This window comes from Polyangiaceae bacterium (assembly GCA_020633205.1).
Classification (GTDB): Bacteria; Myxococcota_A; Polyangia; order Polyangiales; family Polyangiaceae; genus JAHBVY01.
On sequence record JACKEB010000022.1, the window covers coordinates 14,253 to 28,907 of the forward strand.

Genomic DNA, 14,655 nt, shown 5'->3' on the forward strand with positions numbered 1-14,655 from the left:
TTGTTCGCGCCTCCCGGGCGCGAAATCAAGTGGTCTAAACCCGGCGCGGTACCGGCCTAGGTTAAAAACCCTGCGGAAATTCGCGCCCTAGAAACGCGCAACGTCGACCGCCCTGAGGCGAGAGGCGGATCGAAGCTGACGGGGGAGGCGTGAATGCTACTCGCGCCAGAACAACTTCCAGGGGTTGTGCTTCAGGTCGCGCAGCATTTCCTGGATGTCGTCGTAGAGCGCCTCGTCCATGACCAGCGCGCCGACGGTGCCCTTGCCGCGCTTGATGTGGGCGACGATTGCTTGTGCGTCGGCGGTGGCGACCTTCGCGCGGCCGGTGACGTCGCTGACATCGCGGGTGATCTTGTCGATGCGCGCGAGCTGCTCTGGCTTGCTGAGCTCGCCGGTGAGCTTCTTTGCGTCGCCCATCACGGCGCGCGTGTCCTTCATCAGTGGGCCGAGGTTCTTGTTCACCGTGACGGTGGTCGTCTCGACGTTGTTGATGATGCGGTTGATCTGCGGGTTTTCCACGTAGCGCGAGCGTGCGCTCTTCAGCGTATCGTTCGCCTCTACGGTCAGCGTCTCGACGTTGGTGACGATGTTGTCGAGCTTCTTGTCGTTGTTCTTGAAGAAGTTGCCGGTGCCCGTGAGGGTTTGGTGCAAGCCGTCGAAGGTCTCGTTGATCTTCTTTTCGTTCTTCGTGATGCCCGTGTAGGCAGCGTGGAGTAGCTCGTAGCTTTCGCTCAACAACAGATCCAGGCGTGGCGGGCTCACGCCGTCCACCGAAGCACCATCCGCGACGACAGGGCGATCGTAGGACCCTGGGTCTACCGCGAGGAAAAGCTCTCCCAGCACGCCTTGGCTGGTGACGTACCAGCGCGAGTTGTCATGGATCGAGGACTGGTACTTCTTCTGAATCTTCGTGACCACGCGGATGGGAGGCAGTGGCTCGTTGGTCTGGGGGTTCATTTCACCCGCGCGGAACTCGATTTGGTCGACGGTGCCCACCTTCACGCCCGCGATGCGCACCGGAGCGCCAGACTGCAAGCCGCCAGGGTTCTCGAAGTTGACGTAGACCGTGTAGGTCGGCTCGAAGCTGAGCCCACCCATGATCACGACGAAGCCGCCGAGCAGACCCAGCGCGAGGAGGATGAGGACGCCGACTTTTACTTCGATGGAACGCTGGCTCATGAGGCTCTCCGGAGACTACAGAAGAAAGGATCAAGCATCCATGGGCCCCTCGGCGCGCCCATTGATGAACTGCTGGATGATCTCATCCGGAGAGCCGCGAAAGTCCTCCGGGGTGCCCAGCAACTTCACGTGCCCGCCGTAGAGCATCACGATGCGGTCCGCGATGGTGAAGATGCTGACCAAGTCGTGGGAAACCACAATACTGGTGACGCCGATTTCATCGCTGAGCTGCCGTATCAGCGTATCCACGCGGCGAGCGCTGACTGGATCCAGGCTGGTGGTTGGCTCGTCGAAGAGCACGTATTGAGGCTCGAGAGTCAGCGCGCGTGCGATGGCCACCCGCTTACGCATGCCATCGCCGAGGGCTGCTGGGTAGCGATCGCCGAATTCCCGCATCCTAACCGTCTCCAACAAGCGGTGGGCTTCTCCCAGCGCCTCCTTGGGCTTCATTCCTCGATGTTTGCGCAACGGCAGCGCCACGTTTTCCGCGCAAGTCATCGAGTCGAAGAGCGTCGAGTGCTGGAACACCATCGCGCACTTCTTCCGCACCTTGTACATCTGCTTCTCGTCGAAGCGACTGACCTCTTCACCATCGAGCCAGATCTCGCCGTCGTCGGGATACAAGAGGCCGATCAGGTGCTTGATCAACACGCTCTTGCCCACGCCGGATGCGCCAATGATGAAGAAGACCTCCCCGGGGTTCACGTCGAAGCTGACGTCGCGCAGCACGTGTTTGGTACCAAAGGACTTCTTGACGTTGCGAAAGCTGATCATTGAGGTGGGCGCACCTGCCGCTTGGACTGCCTGCGGCGGGCGCTTTGCGGGCGAAGCCGGCTGATGTTCGAGGCTAACGCCCGGGAGCGCAAGCGCTCGACACAAATCGGCGGGGAGGGTGGGGTGAAAAACGCGACTTGCCGGAGGTCGCGCCTCAGCTTCAAATGCGCGGTGTCCATGCCCCTGAGCCGCCTCGTCCCCGCGCGTCCAAGCCTACTGATTGGCTTTCTCTTGGTGGGGGTCATGGCGGGCCCGACCGGGTGCAGTAGCAAGCCGCCGGAGAGCCCGCTGGTGGGTGAAGTGGTGCGCTGCGAGGCGGACGAGAGTCGCGAGTACTACTGCGAGGACCTGTTGCCGCGTGCCTCCTCCCGGCCAGCACCAGCGCCCTACGAGAGCTGCCCGTCCTTCGTGGAGGATCCAGCGGGGGAGCTCGCTGACGCGCCGACGAACGCGTCCTTCGACAAGCAATACACCGCTTACACCCGTAAGCGCATGCCACCTGGGCACAGCTGCTGTTATTCGTGGTGCTCAAAGCTGAATGTGCTCGCGCCCGACAGCTTCAATGCCTACGCCGCTTGCGATAGTGCCCTCGCCATGCGTGAGACGTTGTGCTTCGAGGCGCCAGAATCAGGTACCTCCCAGCCGGCCCCGCAGCCCTTCGACGCGTGCCCGACGGCGGTCAAACCGCCCCCTGGTTCATCTTTCGCGGTTCCGCAGGGAGCCATCTTCGACCTCGAGTCCACCACGCAAAAACGCGCTCAAGGCTTCAGCCAGTGTTGCTATAGCTGGTGCTCCATCGCACCGGGTGCCACCGGTGTGCAGGGTGGCTGAGGCCCTTTCGTCAGGAGAACTCAGGTGCAGACGCGATTTCGGCCTGACTGCTTGGCACGGTAGAGCGCTTCGTCGGCGCGCTTGAACAGTTCGAGCGGCGCTTCCTGCTGTCCAATGGCGCGGGTCGCCACCCCCACGCTGATCGTCACCGGGATCACCTGGTTCTGAAACTGAAACAGCTGAGCTTGCACCGCCGCGCGGAGTTGCTCGGCGATGGCGAGCGCAGGCGCCTGATCGCAGTTGAGCAACATCACCGCGAACTCCTCGCCTCCAACCCGCCCGACGAGGTGCTGCTGCGGCACGGCACCACGCGCAGTTGCAGCAAGCCGGCGCAAGACGGCGTCTCCAGCGGCGTGGCCCAGGGTGTCGTTGATGCGTTTGAAGTGGTCCACGTCGAACACGATGACGCTGACCGGCTCGGCTTGCGCACCGGGGCGACTCAGCTCGCTCGCGAGGGTGTCGTTGTAGTGGCGCTTGTTGCTCACGCCCGTCAGACCGTCGATGGTCATCAGGTCGTAGATTTCCTTGTGGTATTGTGCCTCGATGTTGTTGCTGTCGAGGAACTTCATCAGGATTTTACCTACGCCGACGCGATCTCCGTCCTGGAGGCGATGGGTCTCGACGCGCCGGTCGTTCACGTAGGTCCCGTTGGTCGAGCCCAGATCTTGTACCTGGTAGATCCCTGCGACGGACTCCACCCGCGCGTGGCGGCGACTGATCATGTCGCTGTCGAAGTGGACCGCACACGCGGGGTCACGTCCGATCACCACGGGTTGCTCCAGATGGATCTGCGTGCCGATCTTCGGCCCCACGATCACGACCAGACACGCCGGGCCAGCTCGGTCAGGGCGCGGGGAGTCCGAACTCTTCACCACGCGCGTGGCGGCGAGGTCAACTGACCGAGGTGGTTGCTCAGACGGCGGGCCTTCAGGCATCTCCCCAATATTGCCCGTCCGTCGATCGGCTGTCCATCGCACCGAGGGGCAGAGCTCGAGCGTTCGAGATTTTCTGAAGCTCGAAGCTGCCTCTGTGGTGGTCGCAGCGTGGTTTCTGTGGTCGCAGCGTGGTTTCTGTGGTCGCAGCGCTGTTTCTGTGGTCGCCGCTGTTTCTGTGGTCGCCGCTGTTTCTGTGGTCGCCGCAGCTGAGTATCGGTAGAGGTTGGGGCGCCATGACCTCCAATCCTTCAGATCCCGCGTCCGTCACCCTGGGAACCCCGTATTATCCAAAAGCGACGAAGATCCTCCTGTTGGGGTCGGGTGAGCTGGGGCGTGAGGTCGTGCTCGAAGCGATGCGCCTAGGCGTGGAGGTGGTTGCGTGTGACCGCTACGAGAACGCTCCGGCCATGCAGTTCGCTCATCGCTGCCATGTGATCGACATGCTCGACCCGGCACAGATCCGTCGGGTTGTCACTCAGGAGCGGCCGACGCTGATTGTCCCGGAGATCGAGGCCATCGCGACTCAGACACTCGAGGAGTTGGAGCAGGAAGGCTGGACCGTGATCCCGACTGCCCGCGCCACCCGACTGACCATGGATCGGCAGGGGATCCGCAGCTTGGCCGCAGAAGAGCTGAAGCTGCCCACGGGCGCCTATCGGTTCGCGGAGAGCCTCGTTGAACTCGAGAGTGCGGTCCGCGAGCTCGGGTTGCCCTGCGTGGTCAAGCCCGTGATGTCGAGTTCCGGCAAGGGTCAGTCCACGGTGAAAACCGCGGCGGATGTCGAGCTCGCTTGGGACTACGCGATGAGTGGGTCCCGGGGAAAATCCCCACGGATTATCGTCGAGGCCTTCGTGCAGTTCGACACCGAGATCACCCTACTCACGGTGCGTACCAAACACGAGGGGACGCTCTTTTGTCCACCGATCGGTCATCGCCAGGAACGAGGTGACTATCAAGAGTCTTGGCAGCCGGAGGCGCTGAGTGACGTGGCCATCGGTCGCGCGCAAGAGATCGCCGAGCGCATCACCGGCGCGCTCGGTGGCTTGGGGCTGTTCGGCGTCGAGATGTTCATCAAGGGCGATGACGTGCTCTTCAGCGAGGTGAGTCCGCGTCCCCACGACACGGGGATGGTCACGTTGGCGACGCAGGACATGAGCGAGTTCGAGCTCCATGTGCGGGCGATTCTTGGGCTGCCGATTGGCCGCATCATCCAGCGCGCCCCTGGGGCTTCGGCGGTGATCCTCGCGGAAGAAGCCGGGATCAACCCCCGCTTCGTTGGAGTGGATGGCGCGCTCCGCGACCCTCGAAATCGCCTGCGCCTGTTCGCGAAGCCAGACACGCGCAAGTATCGCCGGATGGGTGTGGTGGCTACCTATGGGGACGACGTTCAAGAGTGTCGCGAGCGCGCCCAGGGTGCGGCGGCGGCCGTGCGCGTCGAGGTCGACAAGCTACCTTGAGCGGAGCCCGGTGCGGCGCTAGTTGGCTAGCGCTGCTCTGCGTGGCTAGCGCTGCTCTGCGTGGCTAGCGCTGCTCTGCGTGGCTAGCGCTGCTCTGCGTGGCTAGCGCTGCTCTGCGTGGCTAGCGCTGCTCTGCGGCTTTTCGCTGGAAGCCGGTGGGCTCGACGATCTTCGCCTGTGGCCGCGCGAACAGGAAGCCCTGCATCAGGTCGCAGCCGCAGCTCAGCAGCGTGTCACGTTCCGCTTCCGTCTCGACGCCTTCGACCACGACCTGGGTGCCCATCTCCCCGCAGAGTTGGACCATGCCAGCAACCAGCCGCTGCTTCACGGGGTGGTCTTGGATATTGCGAACCAGCGACATGTCGAGCTTAGCGACGCTAGGGGTCAAATGGGCGAACGACGAGAGGCCCGCGTAGCCCGCCCCTAGGTCGTCCACGGCGACGCGGTAGCCGTGGTCCTTCAAGACGCGGGCCCGTGCGGCGACGTCTCCCAGGTCGTCCAGTGCGCGACGCTCGGTGACCTCGAGAACGATACGTTCGGCGTGGATCGCGAATGGATCGGCCGGATCGAGGAGGTGGTCGTCGAAAATCTCTCGTGGGTGCAGGTTGACGAAGAGCGGTGTACCCGCTGGTAGGTGCTCCAGCGCGGCCACAGCGCGGTAGCGGATGGTGCGCCCCAGCTCGAAGACCCGATCCAGTCGCTCGGCTGCCTCGAGCAGTCCTTGGGGCCCTGAAAGGTGAGGCGACGCGGAGCGACAGAGCGCTTCGTATGCGACCACACGCTGTTCCCGTAGGGAAACGATTGGCTGGTACGCCATCCACAGACCGTCCAGCGCCTCCGCGAACACCACCTCCAAGCCGCCGCGGTCCCCAGCGCCCTGGTTGAGCCCCATCAGCTCCAACGCGTCGCGCTTCAGCTTGGCAAGACGATTCAAGCGCGCTGCGTCCTCGACCGCTTCCTTGAAGCGCGCTGGATCGAGAGGTTTGTACAGGTAGCGCAAGGCGCCGTGCTCAACGGCCTCGACCGCGGTCTCGACGCTAGGACTAGCCGTCACCAGGATTACCGGAACGTCCAGGTCCCGGCGACGCACTTCGCGCAGCAGCGACACGCCGTCCATGTTGGGCATGCACACGTCGCTCACGATGACGTCGTAATCGTGAGTAGCCAGCAGCGCAGTGGCTGTCTCGCCGTCCCGCGCGAGATCACACACCACACCGGGGCCTTGCAGCACGCGCTGGTGCGCTCGTAAGAGGGCGGGCTCGTCGTCCACCAGCAAGACTCGCAGGCTGACCTGTCCACTGCTGGCGGGCGGTTTGATTGGGGGGAGTTCGATCTTCGAGACGCGCCCCGCGACCTGCCGTACGCCACTCGAACGGTACTCGCCCGCCGGGGCTTCGACCTGAGAACGCATCGCAGGGCGCGCCCCAGAGTGCTGACCCAGGCGAGGCGCTGGCGCAGCAGGCCGAGTTGGCGCTTCTTCCGCGTCGGGGCGGCGACGCTTGCCCGACTTCAGTCGTTCCTTCGACGTGCCCTCGGCGGGCTCTTTGTCGGATTTGGCGCGACGGTCGTTCACCACTAACTCCTCATGTTGCCTGAAGCGAGCTTCTGGCGCCACGCGAATGGCTGCTCGAGACGCGGGCTTGTGGCTGGGTTGACCACCTTGGGGGTGCCTTGTCAGCAAGCTGGGATTCACGGCGCGCCGGACTCCGCTCGTTGAAGCCGTGGCGCGAGTCGTGCTGTTCGCGCCGATTGGGATCGGAGACGTCGGCGTAGGTGTTTCCACTTGGGAGCTTTGGTGGGCCGTGTGCGCAGTAAGTCTCTGCTGGCGGGCGGGCATGTCTCGTTGTCCTCCTGGGAGTGCTGGTCACTTGGAGGCGGGTCGGGCGTTGCCCTTCATCTCCTCGATGACTCCAGCGGACCCACATGTGATTTTCCTAGTGCCTTTCGAACTCGCGTCCCCGCGAAGCGCCATGACCGTGGCCTCCGACGTTTGCGATGCCTTTCCACGGGGAGTTGCACGGGTCATGCCGCCCGGAAACCCTTGAAAAACCGTCAATCGCTTGGCGGGGACACGGAAAATTGTTCACCGTCTTTTGGGACCGGGCGGGCGACCCCTGCCACATGCGCCGGAATTCGGTTCGATCGCTCCTGCGGCCGAGGCAGCTCGAGGGCGCGTCTCTCGGAAGGCTGGGTGTCCATCCTGGTCAGGGGTGCCCGCCTCCGACAGGCATGTCGGCCAGAGCAGCCATGGGTCGTCAGCGACCGGGACGTGGCGGAAACGCTCGAAACCCGCAGCCAAGCGCCACTTTCCAGGAATTGTCGGTTGCAAGCGTGGCTGGGCGCGGGCCCTCGCGGGGCGTTGAAACTAACGGACGTATGTCACGGCGACCGCTAGAGCGGGCCCTCGGGCACGCCGTTGATGAACTGATAGACGTACGGGTTGCTGCTCGTACGGGCTTCTTCCCAGGTCCCGTCGAAGATCAGCTTGCCGCGATACATCATGCCGATGCGATCCGTGACGGGAAGCAGGCGGTCCAGATCGCTCGACACCATGATCACGGTCGCGTTGGCAGCCCGCTGTTCCGCGCGGAGCAAGTCGAAGATCTTCTGACTCGTTACTGGGTCTAGACCTGCCGCCGGTTCATCGTAAAGCACGATTGGGGCCTGCGCGATGGTGGCGCGGGCTACCCCGACACGCTTCTTCTGCCCGCCGCTGAGCCCGGCAGGGAGTCGATCTTCGAAGCCTGGGAGCGATACACAGCGCAAACGCTCGGCGATGCGTTCCTCGATCTCCTGCTCGCTCAGGTCGAACAGCTGGCGCAATGGGAACGCGATGTTCTGACCCACCGTCATGAAGTCGAACAGCGCGTTGTTTTGGAACAGCATGCCGATGTTCTTGCGAAACTCTTGGAGCTCGAGTTCGCTCATCGCGAGCACGTTCTTGCCGTCGATCACCACTTGACCCGACTCCGGACGGATCAGGGCGGTGATGATCTTCAACAGCACACTCTTGCCGCTGGCACCGGGACCGACCAGCCCGTAGAGACACCCCGCCGGAACTTCGAGGTTGATGTCTTTGAGCACGGGACGCTCGAATGACTTGGAAATGTTCTCGAGGCGAATCACGTTCGGCGAACATTCATATCAGATTGCCCGCAGGCTACCCACGATCTGCGTGGGTCCCCAGTTGGCACCCGTAGCAGAGACTGTTCGAGGTCAGAGACGTTCGCTAGAACAGGTGGCCGCTACTCGGCTGGTTGCCGCCCGTCGCCTTGACGAAGGGCATCCAGATCGGCTCGCAGGTGACGAAGTCTGCTGCTGAGAAAGAGCAGCAGGCCGAGCAGAACCAAGTTGGCGAGTACCGCAATGCCCACTCCCAGGCGCAGGGGCAGCATGGATGAGCGTGTCGCCGTGACCGGTCCGAAGCGGGCGAGTTCTCGCTCGGCGGTGGCTGGCGCTGCGGGAACGCTGCTCGACACCACTGCAACTTGATCGGGTTCCAGTTCAGGGACGGCCCCAGCGACTAGGCGCTTTACCTCGTCGGTGGCGATCGGTGGTGTGGCGCCGCGATATCGAATCAGCACGCTTGCTGTGGGCTTGCCGGGTTGGTCGTCCATCTGCAGTGGATCGTGGCCGACCACCGCCAGGTGGACTCGTGCGCTGAGCACTCCATCGACCTCGCGAAGCGAGCGCTCGAGTTCCCCCGCAGTACCGGCGATCAGCCGAGCCTGCTCGGAACTCCGGCTTGGTACCAGGCCACCTTGCCCCAGGGAATCGAGCACGCCGGGTGGGTCCGGTGCTGGCAAGTTCTCGCGAGTGAGCACCGAGATCGCGGTGGATGCGTCGTCCCGCGCGACGACGATTCGATATCGCCCCTCGACTTCCGGGTCGCGCTCCTTGTCGGCGACCACCCCTTGCTCTTCCAGTGCGACCACGATGCGGTTCGCGTTGCCTTCCTCCAGGCCCCCGGCGACGGGGACGGAGCAACCAACCAGCAGCATCAGCAGCGCGAGGGCCGAGAAACGCAGGCCCGCTCTCCGTCGCGCTCTCGTCCTCGGCCGCGTGCGCTGGTCGTGGTTCCGTACGGTCGTGCTGGGGGGCGGTTCCAGCAAGTAGTTGTGTCGGGGGGAAAGCGGCATCGCGCTCCTACTCGGCCGCGAACGAGGTTCGGGCCACATCGAGCTTGGGGTTCGCGGGGAAACTCATACCGCGAACCTTGGAGGCGATACAGCTCGCAATCCCCGCGTTGTGCGGCTTGGTGGTGACGGTCACCCCGACCGCGCGGCCGTTCTGCACCGCGGCGCAGACGTTCACGGCCATGCTGCCCGGTGCGCCGCAGGCGGAGATGTAGCTGCCGTTGTTCAGCACGGAAGCGTACTGACCGCGGGTGATATCAGCCTGGCCCTTCTTGCCGTCCATGTTCAGGACTTCGTTGTAGGCAGCGACAGCGCTCTCACAGCTGCCACCGCCTGACAGCACGGGGGTGCCATCTGCAGCCACGCTGACGCCCTTTCCACCGCCCTTGCGGAGCTTCTTGGGATCGATCTTCAGGCCGCCTTGGGTCTCGATGTTGGTTACGCTTTCGCCTTGCACGGCGACCGTATCGTCCTTGGCACCCTGTTGCTTCAGTAGCCAAACCACCATCACCGCCAAGAGCACGCCGACGACCGCGATGCCAGCGATCGCCTTGCTGCGAGTGGACTTCTTTTCTTCGACGACCACTTGTTCGATTGCGATTTTTTCCGCCTGGATATCTCGGTGAAGGCGGGCGTGCTCCGCAAAGGGCGCAAACTCTTCCCAGTCCCGGATCTCCCGCTCATCTTTGGAGAAGGCATCTCTCAGCGTGTCATCCTCGTGGAACGAGTTCGTTGCGATTTGCTGCAGCAGCTCCACAGCAGAAAATGGGCCGTGATCCATGCCGTCTTTGATCACCACCCAGCGCGGGCGCTTGTCCGCCTCGAGACGCGCCTTGAGCGCTGAAAGCTCGTCATGGGAATCGGGGCCGCGCTGGCTCGGCGCTTCGGCTACCGCCATCTCGTAGGGCGACGAAGCCATTGCCCCGCTCGGGGGGGGCGGGAGCATGGATAGGGAGATGTCCACATCCATGTCGCCGTCATGATCGAGGTGCGTTTCATCCGCGGGCGGCGGCGCGATGCTGCCTGAAGGGGCGAGGTGGTGGATCGCCTGCGCCAAGGCACGCAGGTCGTCGGGACGGTGTGCTGGGTCGGCGACAAGCGCCTTGCCCAGGATCACCTCGAGGTCTGGTGGCAGGCTAGGCACCAGCGTCGTCGGCCGTTGCATGGCGGGTCCGACAGTGGCGAGGGTGACCAACTCGTAGAGCAGCGCGCCGAGCGCGTAGACCGACGAGCGAGCGTCACCAGCGCCGCCAGCGCGCTCCTCCGGCGCGAGGTAACTCTTGTCGCGCGGCAACGTTGGCGCTTCTGTATCGCTCGCGAGATCGATGTCTTGTTCGTCGCCGATCAACACCGATGGGTGGACGTAGAAGCGTTCACCAGCCTCGTGACGTTCGGCGAGGCGCACCGCTAGTGGCACGATGAGACCGACGGCTTGCTTCAAGGTGAGGGGCGCGCTTTGGGCGCGGCGCCCTTCCAGAAGTGCACGTAAGGTCCCTTGCTTCACCCCTGCACCTACAGGCAGCGGCGTCCCAACCGGTTCCAGACTCGTCATACTTGGCCGGCAGTGTATCGCACTGCGCCATGAGTCGATACCTGGGAGGCGCGGCTCGAGCTAGATCGGGGTTTCGTCGTCCCGCCGGCCGCCGCGCCAGGGCTCTCTGCGCTTTTCGTATTCGCCGCGAACGAACTTTTCCAACACAGGTGCGATGTTGTCCGCGATGTCCGCGTCCCACTCACCCCCGTTCACATAGTCGAGAGGATGGTTTTCGGGACTGAGCAACGCAAACCCGGGGATCTTATCCGTGGGGATCCGCAGTCGAGTGAGCTCGAGCAGGTGGTCTCGCACGTTGACCCGCACCAAACGCGTCCCGGAGAGAGCGCGCTGGAGCTTGGGATCAGGCAGGGCGGCTGCGACGCCTTGGCAAGGCTTGCAGTCGGGAACCACCGTCCAAAGCACCAGCTTTTGTTTGGCGATGGTCGCCGCTTTGCGCTGTCGTTCGAGCTCTGCGTTGAGCGGGACCACCCCAGGACCGAGGTCCACGAGCAGCACATCTCCGATTTTCGTTTCCAGGATGCCTTCATCCACGCTGCGATCGGCTGCCGTTGGCGGGGTGGTTCCGAGGCCTGGCAGCGGCGCTGGCGTCGGGGCACCCGCGTCGCCGGGACCAGGTGGCAAGCCCGGCACGACGGGTGGAGCGACCGCAACCGGTGGCGGAGGGGGAGGGGGAGCAGCCATCGAGGGGGCGTTGGCGCCAACGATGCCCAGAATCAGCAGCGTGGCAGCGATCAGCAGCTGGGTGGAGCCGGCGATGATGCCGGCCAGTGCGACCCCTGCTCCGGTCTGCTTGCCCTCCGCGCGGGAGATCTCGTTTCGCGCGCTGAGTCCACAAAAGATCGCGATCACTCCCGAGATCACCGGGAAGCAACCGACGAAGCCGAGCAAGCCCAGGACGAGAGACGTGGTTGCGAGTCCGTTGCTCTGGGTCGTCGACGGGGATACCTGGCTCACGTCGCTCACTATAGCGCGCTCGACCCGCTCAGAAACCCACCACCACCGAAGCGCCGATCGTCATCCACGGTTTGACGTCGGGTCCGTTCTCTCCCCGAATGGCCGGGAGTGCACCGCTCACGTCGAGGGATGCGCGGGCGTCAGTGCCATCGACAGGCAGCAGATATTGAAGACTGCCCCGCAAGAGCCCCACACCGATGGTCTCGCCGTTGATGCTGCCGTCGGGTTGCGCCAGGTCGAGGCGCGCCAAGCCAGCGCCAGCGGCGATGATCGGGTGCAGCCGCTTGTTGTGTCCAAAGTCGAGCCACAACTCACCAGCGTACTGAGACAGACCGGTATCGGCGCCGGTCTTCACCCACATCCCGCTGAAGCGCACTCCGGCGGCGTCGCTCCCGACGTCAATCGTCAGCCCCAAACCGCCGTCTGCACCGGGTTCACTCAGCCGCAAGACGGGGCCAACCCCGAAGCGCACCGTGGAGTGTGGGTGATAGAAGGGCTCTTCGAAGCTAGGAGGTGGCACGTACTCATCGCCACCAACCGCGACGACTGGCTGCCCGCCTGGCGGATCCGCAAACTGCGCGTGGGCCACGTTGCTCACGCCGAGCAAGCTCAGGCCCGCGATCGCGCCCGCAAGGAAGGTGAAGCGCGGAGCGCCCGTTCGAACTGAGGCGCGGACTGAGGCGCGATCGGACATCGATACCATGGTGCATCTCCTTTGGACGCCAAGAGGAAAACGGCTGGTCCTACTCGTCTGCCCAAGGCATCGGCGGTCTTCCGATCGGAAGCTTCGGCGGGCCGAGGGACAGCGGGGTAAGAGCCAGCTTTCTCACTGGGAATGCAGCAAGAACGCGCCACCTTGCCGCTGCTTACGCTATGTTCCGCTCAATGCGTCGAGAGCGAGCTTCGCGCCCAGCATCCAGCTTGCCTGCCGGTATTCTCACGTCGACTCGTGGCGGCGTCCGCCAGTTGTCCAGCGCGGTCGCTTGGGCGTTGATCCTGGGCATCGCGCTGCAGAGCTCCGTAGCGCTCGCCGACGCAGCGGCCCAAAAGGGCGCCGCCCCGGTACAGACGGAGAAGGCGCCGGCCGAGGTGGCCAAGGAGCACTTTGAATCCGCGCTCGAGGCCTATCGCGAAGGCAAATACGAGCGCGCCGTCGAGGAGCTCGAGGAGGCACTCAGGCTGGATCCCAGCGGAAAGGACCTGGTCTACAACCTGGGCCTGGTTCACGAGAAGCTCGGCAACCTAGACAAGGCACTGTTCTATTTCCGGCGTTACCTCGAGATGGAGACCGACCCCGCCGAGCGTGAGCGGGCTGAAGTCATCGTGCAGCGTCTGGCAGGTGCTCAGGAGCGTGCGCTGCGAGCAAGCTCAGGCGGCGACGACGATCCGAATCAGCCCGGGAGTGGCCAACACGGACAAAGGGGTACGGCGCAGGACCGCAGTGGAGGCAAACTCGATGTTTGGGTCTACGGCACCGCTGGGCTCAGCCTCGCCGCCCTGACGCTTGGGGTCGTATTCGGCGTTCGCGCGCTGTTGACGCACCCCGGGGGGTCGCCGACTACCGGACCCGGCGAAAGTGCAGGGGATCTCCAGCACGACGCCTCGAGCGCTCACGATATGGCGCTGGTCGCTGACATCTCTTTTGGTGTCGCCTTGTTGAGCGGTGCCGCCGCTTCATTGCTCTATTTCGGACGCAGCGCCGATGAACCGGCCGGGCAGAGCGCGTCCCGGGTTGGCTTGGATCCGGTACCATACGGAATCAACTACCGGGGGACGTTCTGATGAGCCGCCCGGACCGGTATGCGGGCTCGCCAGGCTTCGCGCGGTGGTTCGCGCTCGTGACGCTGCTTGGTGGTGCGGCTGCCTGCATGGCAGCCTGTAGTCTCGCGCTGCCCGGAGAGTTGGACCGTATCGAGTGCCGTAGCGAGGGCGTGGTCGGGCCCCCGGTGTGCGACCCGGGACAGGTGTGTCTCGAAGGCGTCTGCACTGCATGCGCGCTCAGCGAGCGCTGCGGAAACGGTCTAGACGACGACTGCAACGGCGCGGCGGACGATGGCTGCGGAGACTCGGGTCCAGGAGGGTGGGGGGAGAGTTGCTCCGGGGACGCGCAGTGCGCCGCTGGTTTTCTGTGTGCGGCTTCCCGTTGCACGCGCACTTGCTGCCGCTCTGAGGACTGCGGCCCGGGATGGGTCTGCTCGAGCGGAGGCTTGTGTCAGGAAGCGGCGCTGCTGAATCGCAGCGTGGGGCTGCTCCGCGCGGGAGAGCTTTGCAGCGCTCCCAAGGACTGTCGCAGCGGCCTGTGCGAGAGTGGGCGCTGTATCGACACTTGCTGTGCTCACAGCGACTGCGGCGGCGGATTGACCTGCGCGATTAATCCAAGTGGAAATGTTTGTCGCCCGGGGACTGGGTTGACCTACGGTTCGACTTGCAGCGACAACGATCAGTGTGCCGCCAACCTGTGCCGCAGCGTTGGGAGTGGCGTGAAGCTGTGCAGTAGTCCGTGTTGCTCGAGCTACGACTGCGGGAGCTTCAACGTGGCGGGGATCCGCGTCGACATGGCGTGTGGCTACCCGAGTGGAGTCGGGGCTGCCTGTGTTTCCGGTAACTACGGTAACGGTGCGGTCGGGACCACGTGCACTGGGGCGGGGGACTGCCGATCGGGGATTTGCGGGCCAGACGGCACGTGCAGCGACGCTTGCTGTAGCGATGCAGACTGCCCGTCGGCGGGCTACCATTGCCGCGCGGATGACATGGGGCGTGCGTTCTGCGTGCGTTGAGCCGAGTCCCAGCGGCACCTGGTGCACCTCCCCCCCCAAAAAAACAGGACCACACGC

Annotated in this window: 13 protein-coding genes; 4 read left to right on the plus strand and 9 right to left on the minus strand. The window is 64.3% G+C overall.

What is annotated here, in order from left to right:
- Positions 1 to 156: 156 nt before the first annotated feature.
- Both H6718_33690 and H6718_33695 read right to left on the minus strand, forming a co-directional pair.
- Positions 157 to 1,179: an MCE family protein gene (locus tag H6718_33690; protein MCB9590412.1), complete on the minus strand. Its 1,023-nt coding sequence runs from the start codon at positions 1,177 to 1,179 to the stop codon at positions 157 to 159.
- Positions 1,180 to 1,209: 30 nt separating this feature from the next.
- Entirely contained in the window at positions 1,210 to 1,953 is a 744-nt protein-coding gene (locus H6718_33695; GenBank protein ID MCB9590413.1) for an ATP-binding cassette domain-containing protein, read from the minus strand.
- 177 nt (positions 1,954 to 2,130) lie between these two features.
- Between H6718_33695 and H6718_33700 the strand changes: the two genes are divergently transcribed.
- The gene (locus H6718_33700; protein ID MCB9590414.1) at positions 2,131 to 2,784 is read left to right on the plus strand and encodes a hypothetical protein; all 654 of its coding nucleotides are present in this window, start codon (positions 2,131 to 2,133) and stop codon (positions 2,782 to 2,784) included.
- A gap of 20 nt (positions 2,785 to 2,804) precedes the next feature.
- On the opposite strand, the gene H6718_33705 is transcribed toward H6718_33700, so the two are convergent.
- Positions 2,805 to 3,596 carry a GGDEF domain-containing protein gene (locus H6718_33705; protein MCB9590415.1) on the minus strand — a complete coding sequence of 264 codons (792 nt, stop codon included), beginning with the start codon at positions 3,594 to 3,596 and terminating at the stop codon, positions 2,805 to 2,807.
- A gap of 356 nt (positions 3,597 to 3,952) precedes the next feature.
- Between H6718_33705 and purT the strand changes: the two genes are divergently transcribed.
- Positions 3,953 to 5,176 carry a formate-dependent phosphoribosylglycinamide formyltransferase gene (gene purT, locus H6718_33710; GenBank protein MCB9590416.1) on the plus strand — a complete coding sequence of 408 codons (1,224 nt, stop codon included), beginning with the start codon at positions 3,953 to 3,955 and terminating at the stop codon, positions 5,174 to 5,176.
- A 121-nt stretch (positions 5,177 to 5,297) separates the two neighbouring features.
- On the opposite strand, the gene H6718_33715 is transcribed toward purT, so the two are convergent.
- The 6 genes from H6718_33715 to H6718_33740 form a co-directional block, all read right to left on the minus strand.
- A complete protein-coding gene (locus H6718_33715; GenBank protein MCB9590417.1) occupies positions 5,298 to 6,749 on the minus strand; it encodes an EAL domain-containing protein in 1,452 nt (483 codons plus the stop codon).
- 818 nt (positions 6,750 to 7,567) lie between these two features.
- Complete coding sequence (locus H6718_33720; protein MCB9590418.1) at positions 7,568 to 8,302, minus strand: ATP-binding cassette domain-containing protein; 735 nt, start codon at positions 8,300 to 8,302, stop codon at positions 7,568 to 7,570.
- Positions 8,303 to 8,421: 119 nt separating this feature from the next.
- Positions 8,422 to 9,177: a hypothetical protein gene (locus H6718_33725; GenBank protein ID MCB9590419.1), complete on the minus strand. Its 756-nt coding sequence runs from the start codon at positions 9,175 to 9,177 to the stop codon at positions 8,422 to 8,424.
- A gap of 145 nt (positions 9,178 to 9,322) precedes the next feature.
- The gene (locus H6718_33730; GenBank protein ID MCB9590420.1) at positions 9,323 to 10,864 is read right to left on the minus strand and encodes a hypothetical protein; all 1,542 of its coding nucleotides are present in this window, start codon (positions 10,862 to 10,864) and stop codon (positions 9,323 to 9,325) included.
- A 60-nt stretch (positions 10,865 to 10,924) separates the two neighbouring features.
- Positions 10,925 to 11,821 carry a DUF4190 domain-containing protein gene (locus H6718_33735; protein ID MCB9590421.1) on the minus strand — a complete coding sequence of 299 codons (897 nt, stop codon included), beginning with the start codon at positions 11,819 to 11,821 and terminating at the stop codon, positions 10,925 to 10,927.
- Between the two features lie 28 nt (positions 11,822 to 11,849).
- The gene (locus H6718_33740; protein ID MCB9590422.1) at positions 11,850 to 12,515 is read right to left on the minus strand and encodes a hypothetical protein; all 666 of its coding nucleotides are present in this window, start codon (positions 12,513 to 12,515) and stop codon (positions 11,850 to 11,852) included.
- Positions 12,516 to 12,706: 191 nt separating this feature from the next.
- Here H6718_33740 and H6718_33745 point away from each other — a divergent pair, with 191 nt between their 5' ends.
- Together H6718_33745 and H6718_33750 are read left to right on the plus strand one after the other, a co-directional pair.
- On the plus strand, positions 12,707 to 13,603 hold the full coding sequence (locus tag H6718_33745; protein MCB9590423.1) for a tetratricopeptide repeat protein: 897 nt from the start codon (positions 12,707 to 12,709) through the stop codon (positions 13,601 to 13,603).
- Positions 13,603 to 14,598 carry a hypothetical protein gene (locus tag H6718_33750; GenBank protein ID MCB9590424.1) on the plus strand — a complete coding sequence of 332 codons (996 nt, stop codon included), beginning with the start codon at positions 13,603 to 13,605 and terminating at the stop codon, positions 14,596 to 14,598. Before H6718_33745 ends, H6718_33750 begins: the two co-directional genes overlap by 1 nt.
- Positions 14,599 to 14,655 lie beyond the last annotated feature (57 nt).

Excerpts from the sequence above, each read along its gene's own strand:
- H6718_33690 (MCB9590412.1), bottom strand. The coding sequence starts at position 1,179 with ATGAGCCAGCGTTCCATCGAAGTAAAAGTCGGCGTCCTCATCCTCCTC.
- H6718_33695 (MCB9590413.1), bottom strand. The coding sequence starts at position 1,953 with ATGATCAGCTTTCGCAACGTCAAGAAGTCCTTTGGTACCAAACACGTG.
- H6718_33700 (MCB9590414.1), top strand. The coding sequence starts at position 2,131 with ATGCCCCTGAGCCGCCTCGTCCCCGCGCGTCCAAGCCTACTGATTGGC.
- purT (MCB9590416.1), top strand. The coding sequence starts at position 3,953 with ATGACCTCCAATCCTTCAGATCCCGCGTCCGTCACCCTGGGAACCCCG.
- H6718_33725 (MCB9590419.1), bottom strand. The coding sequence starts at position 9,177 with ATGCTGCTGGTTGGTTGCTCCGTCCCCGTCGCCGGGGGCCTGGAGGAA.
- H6718_33730 (MCB9590420.1), bottom strand. The coding sequence starts at position 10,864 with ATGACGAGTCTGGAACCGGTTGGGACGCCGCTGCCTGTAGGTGCAGGG.
- H6718_33740 (MCB9590422.1), bottom strand. The coding sequence starts at position 12,515 with ATGTCCGATCGCGCCTCAGTCCGCGCCTCAGTTCGAACGGGCGCTCCG.
- H6718_33745 (MCB9590423.1), top strand. The coding sequence starts at position 12,707 with ATGCGTCGAGAGCGAGCTTCGCGCCCAGCATCCAGCTTGCCTGCCGGT.
- H6718_33750 (MCB9590424.1), top strand. The coding sequence starts at position 13,603 with ATGAGCCGCCCGGACCGGTATGCGGGCTCGCCAGGCTTCGCGCGGTGG.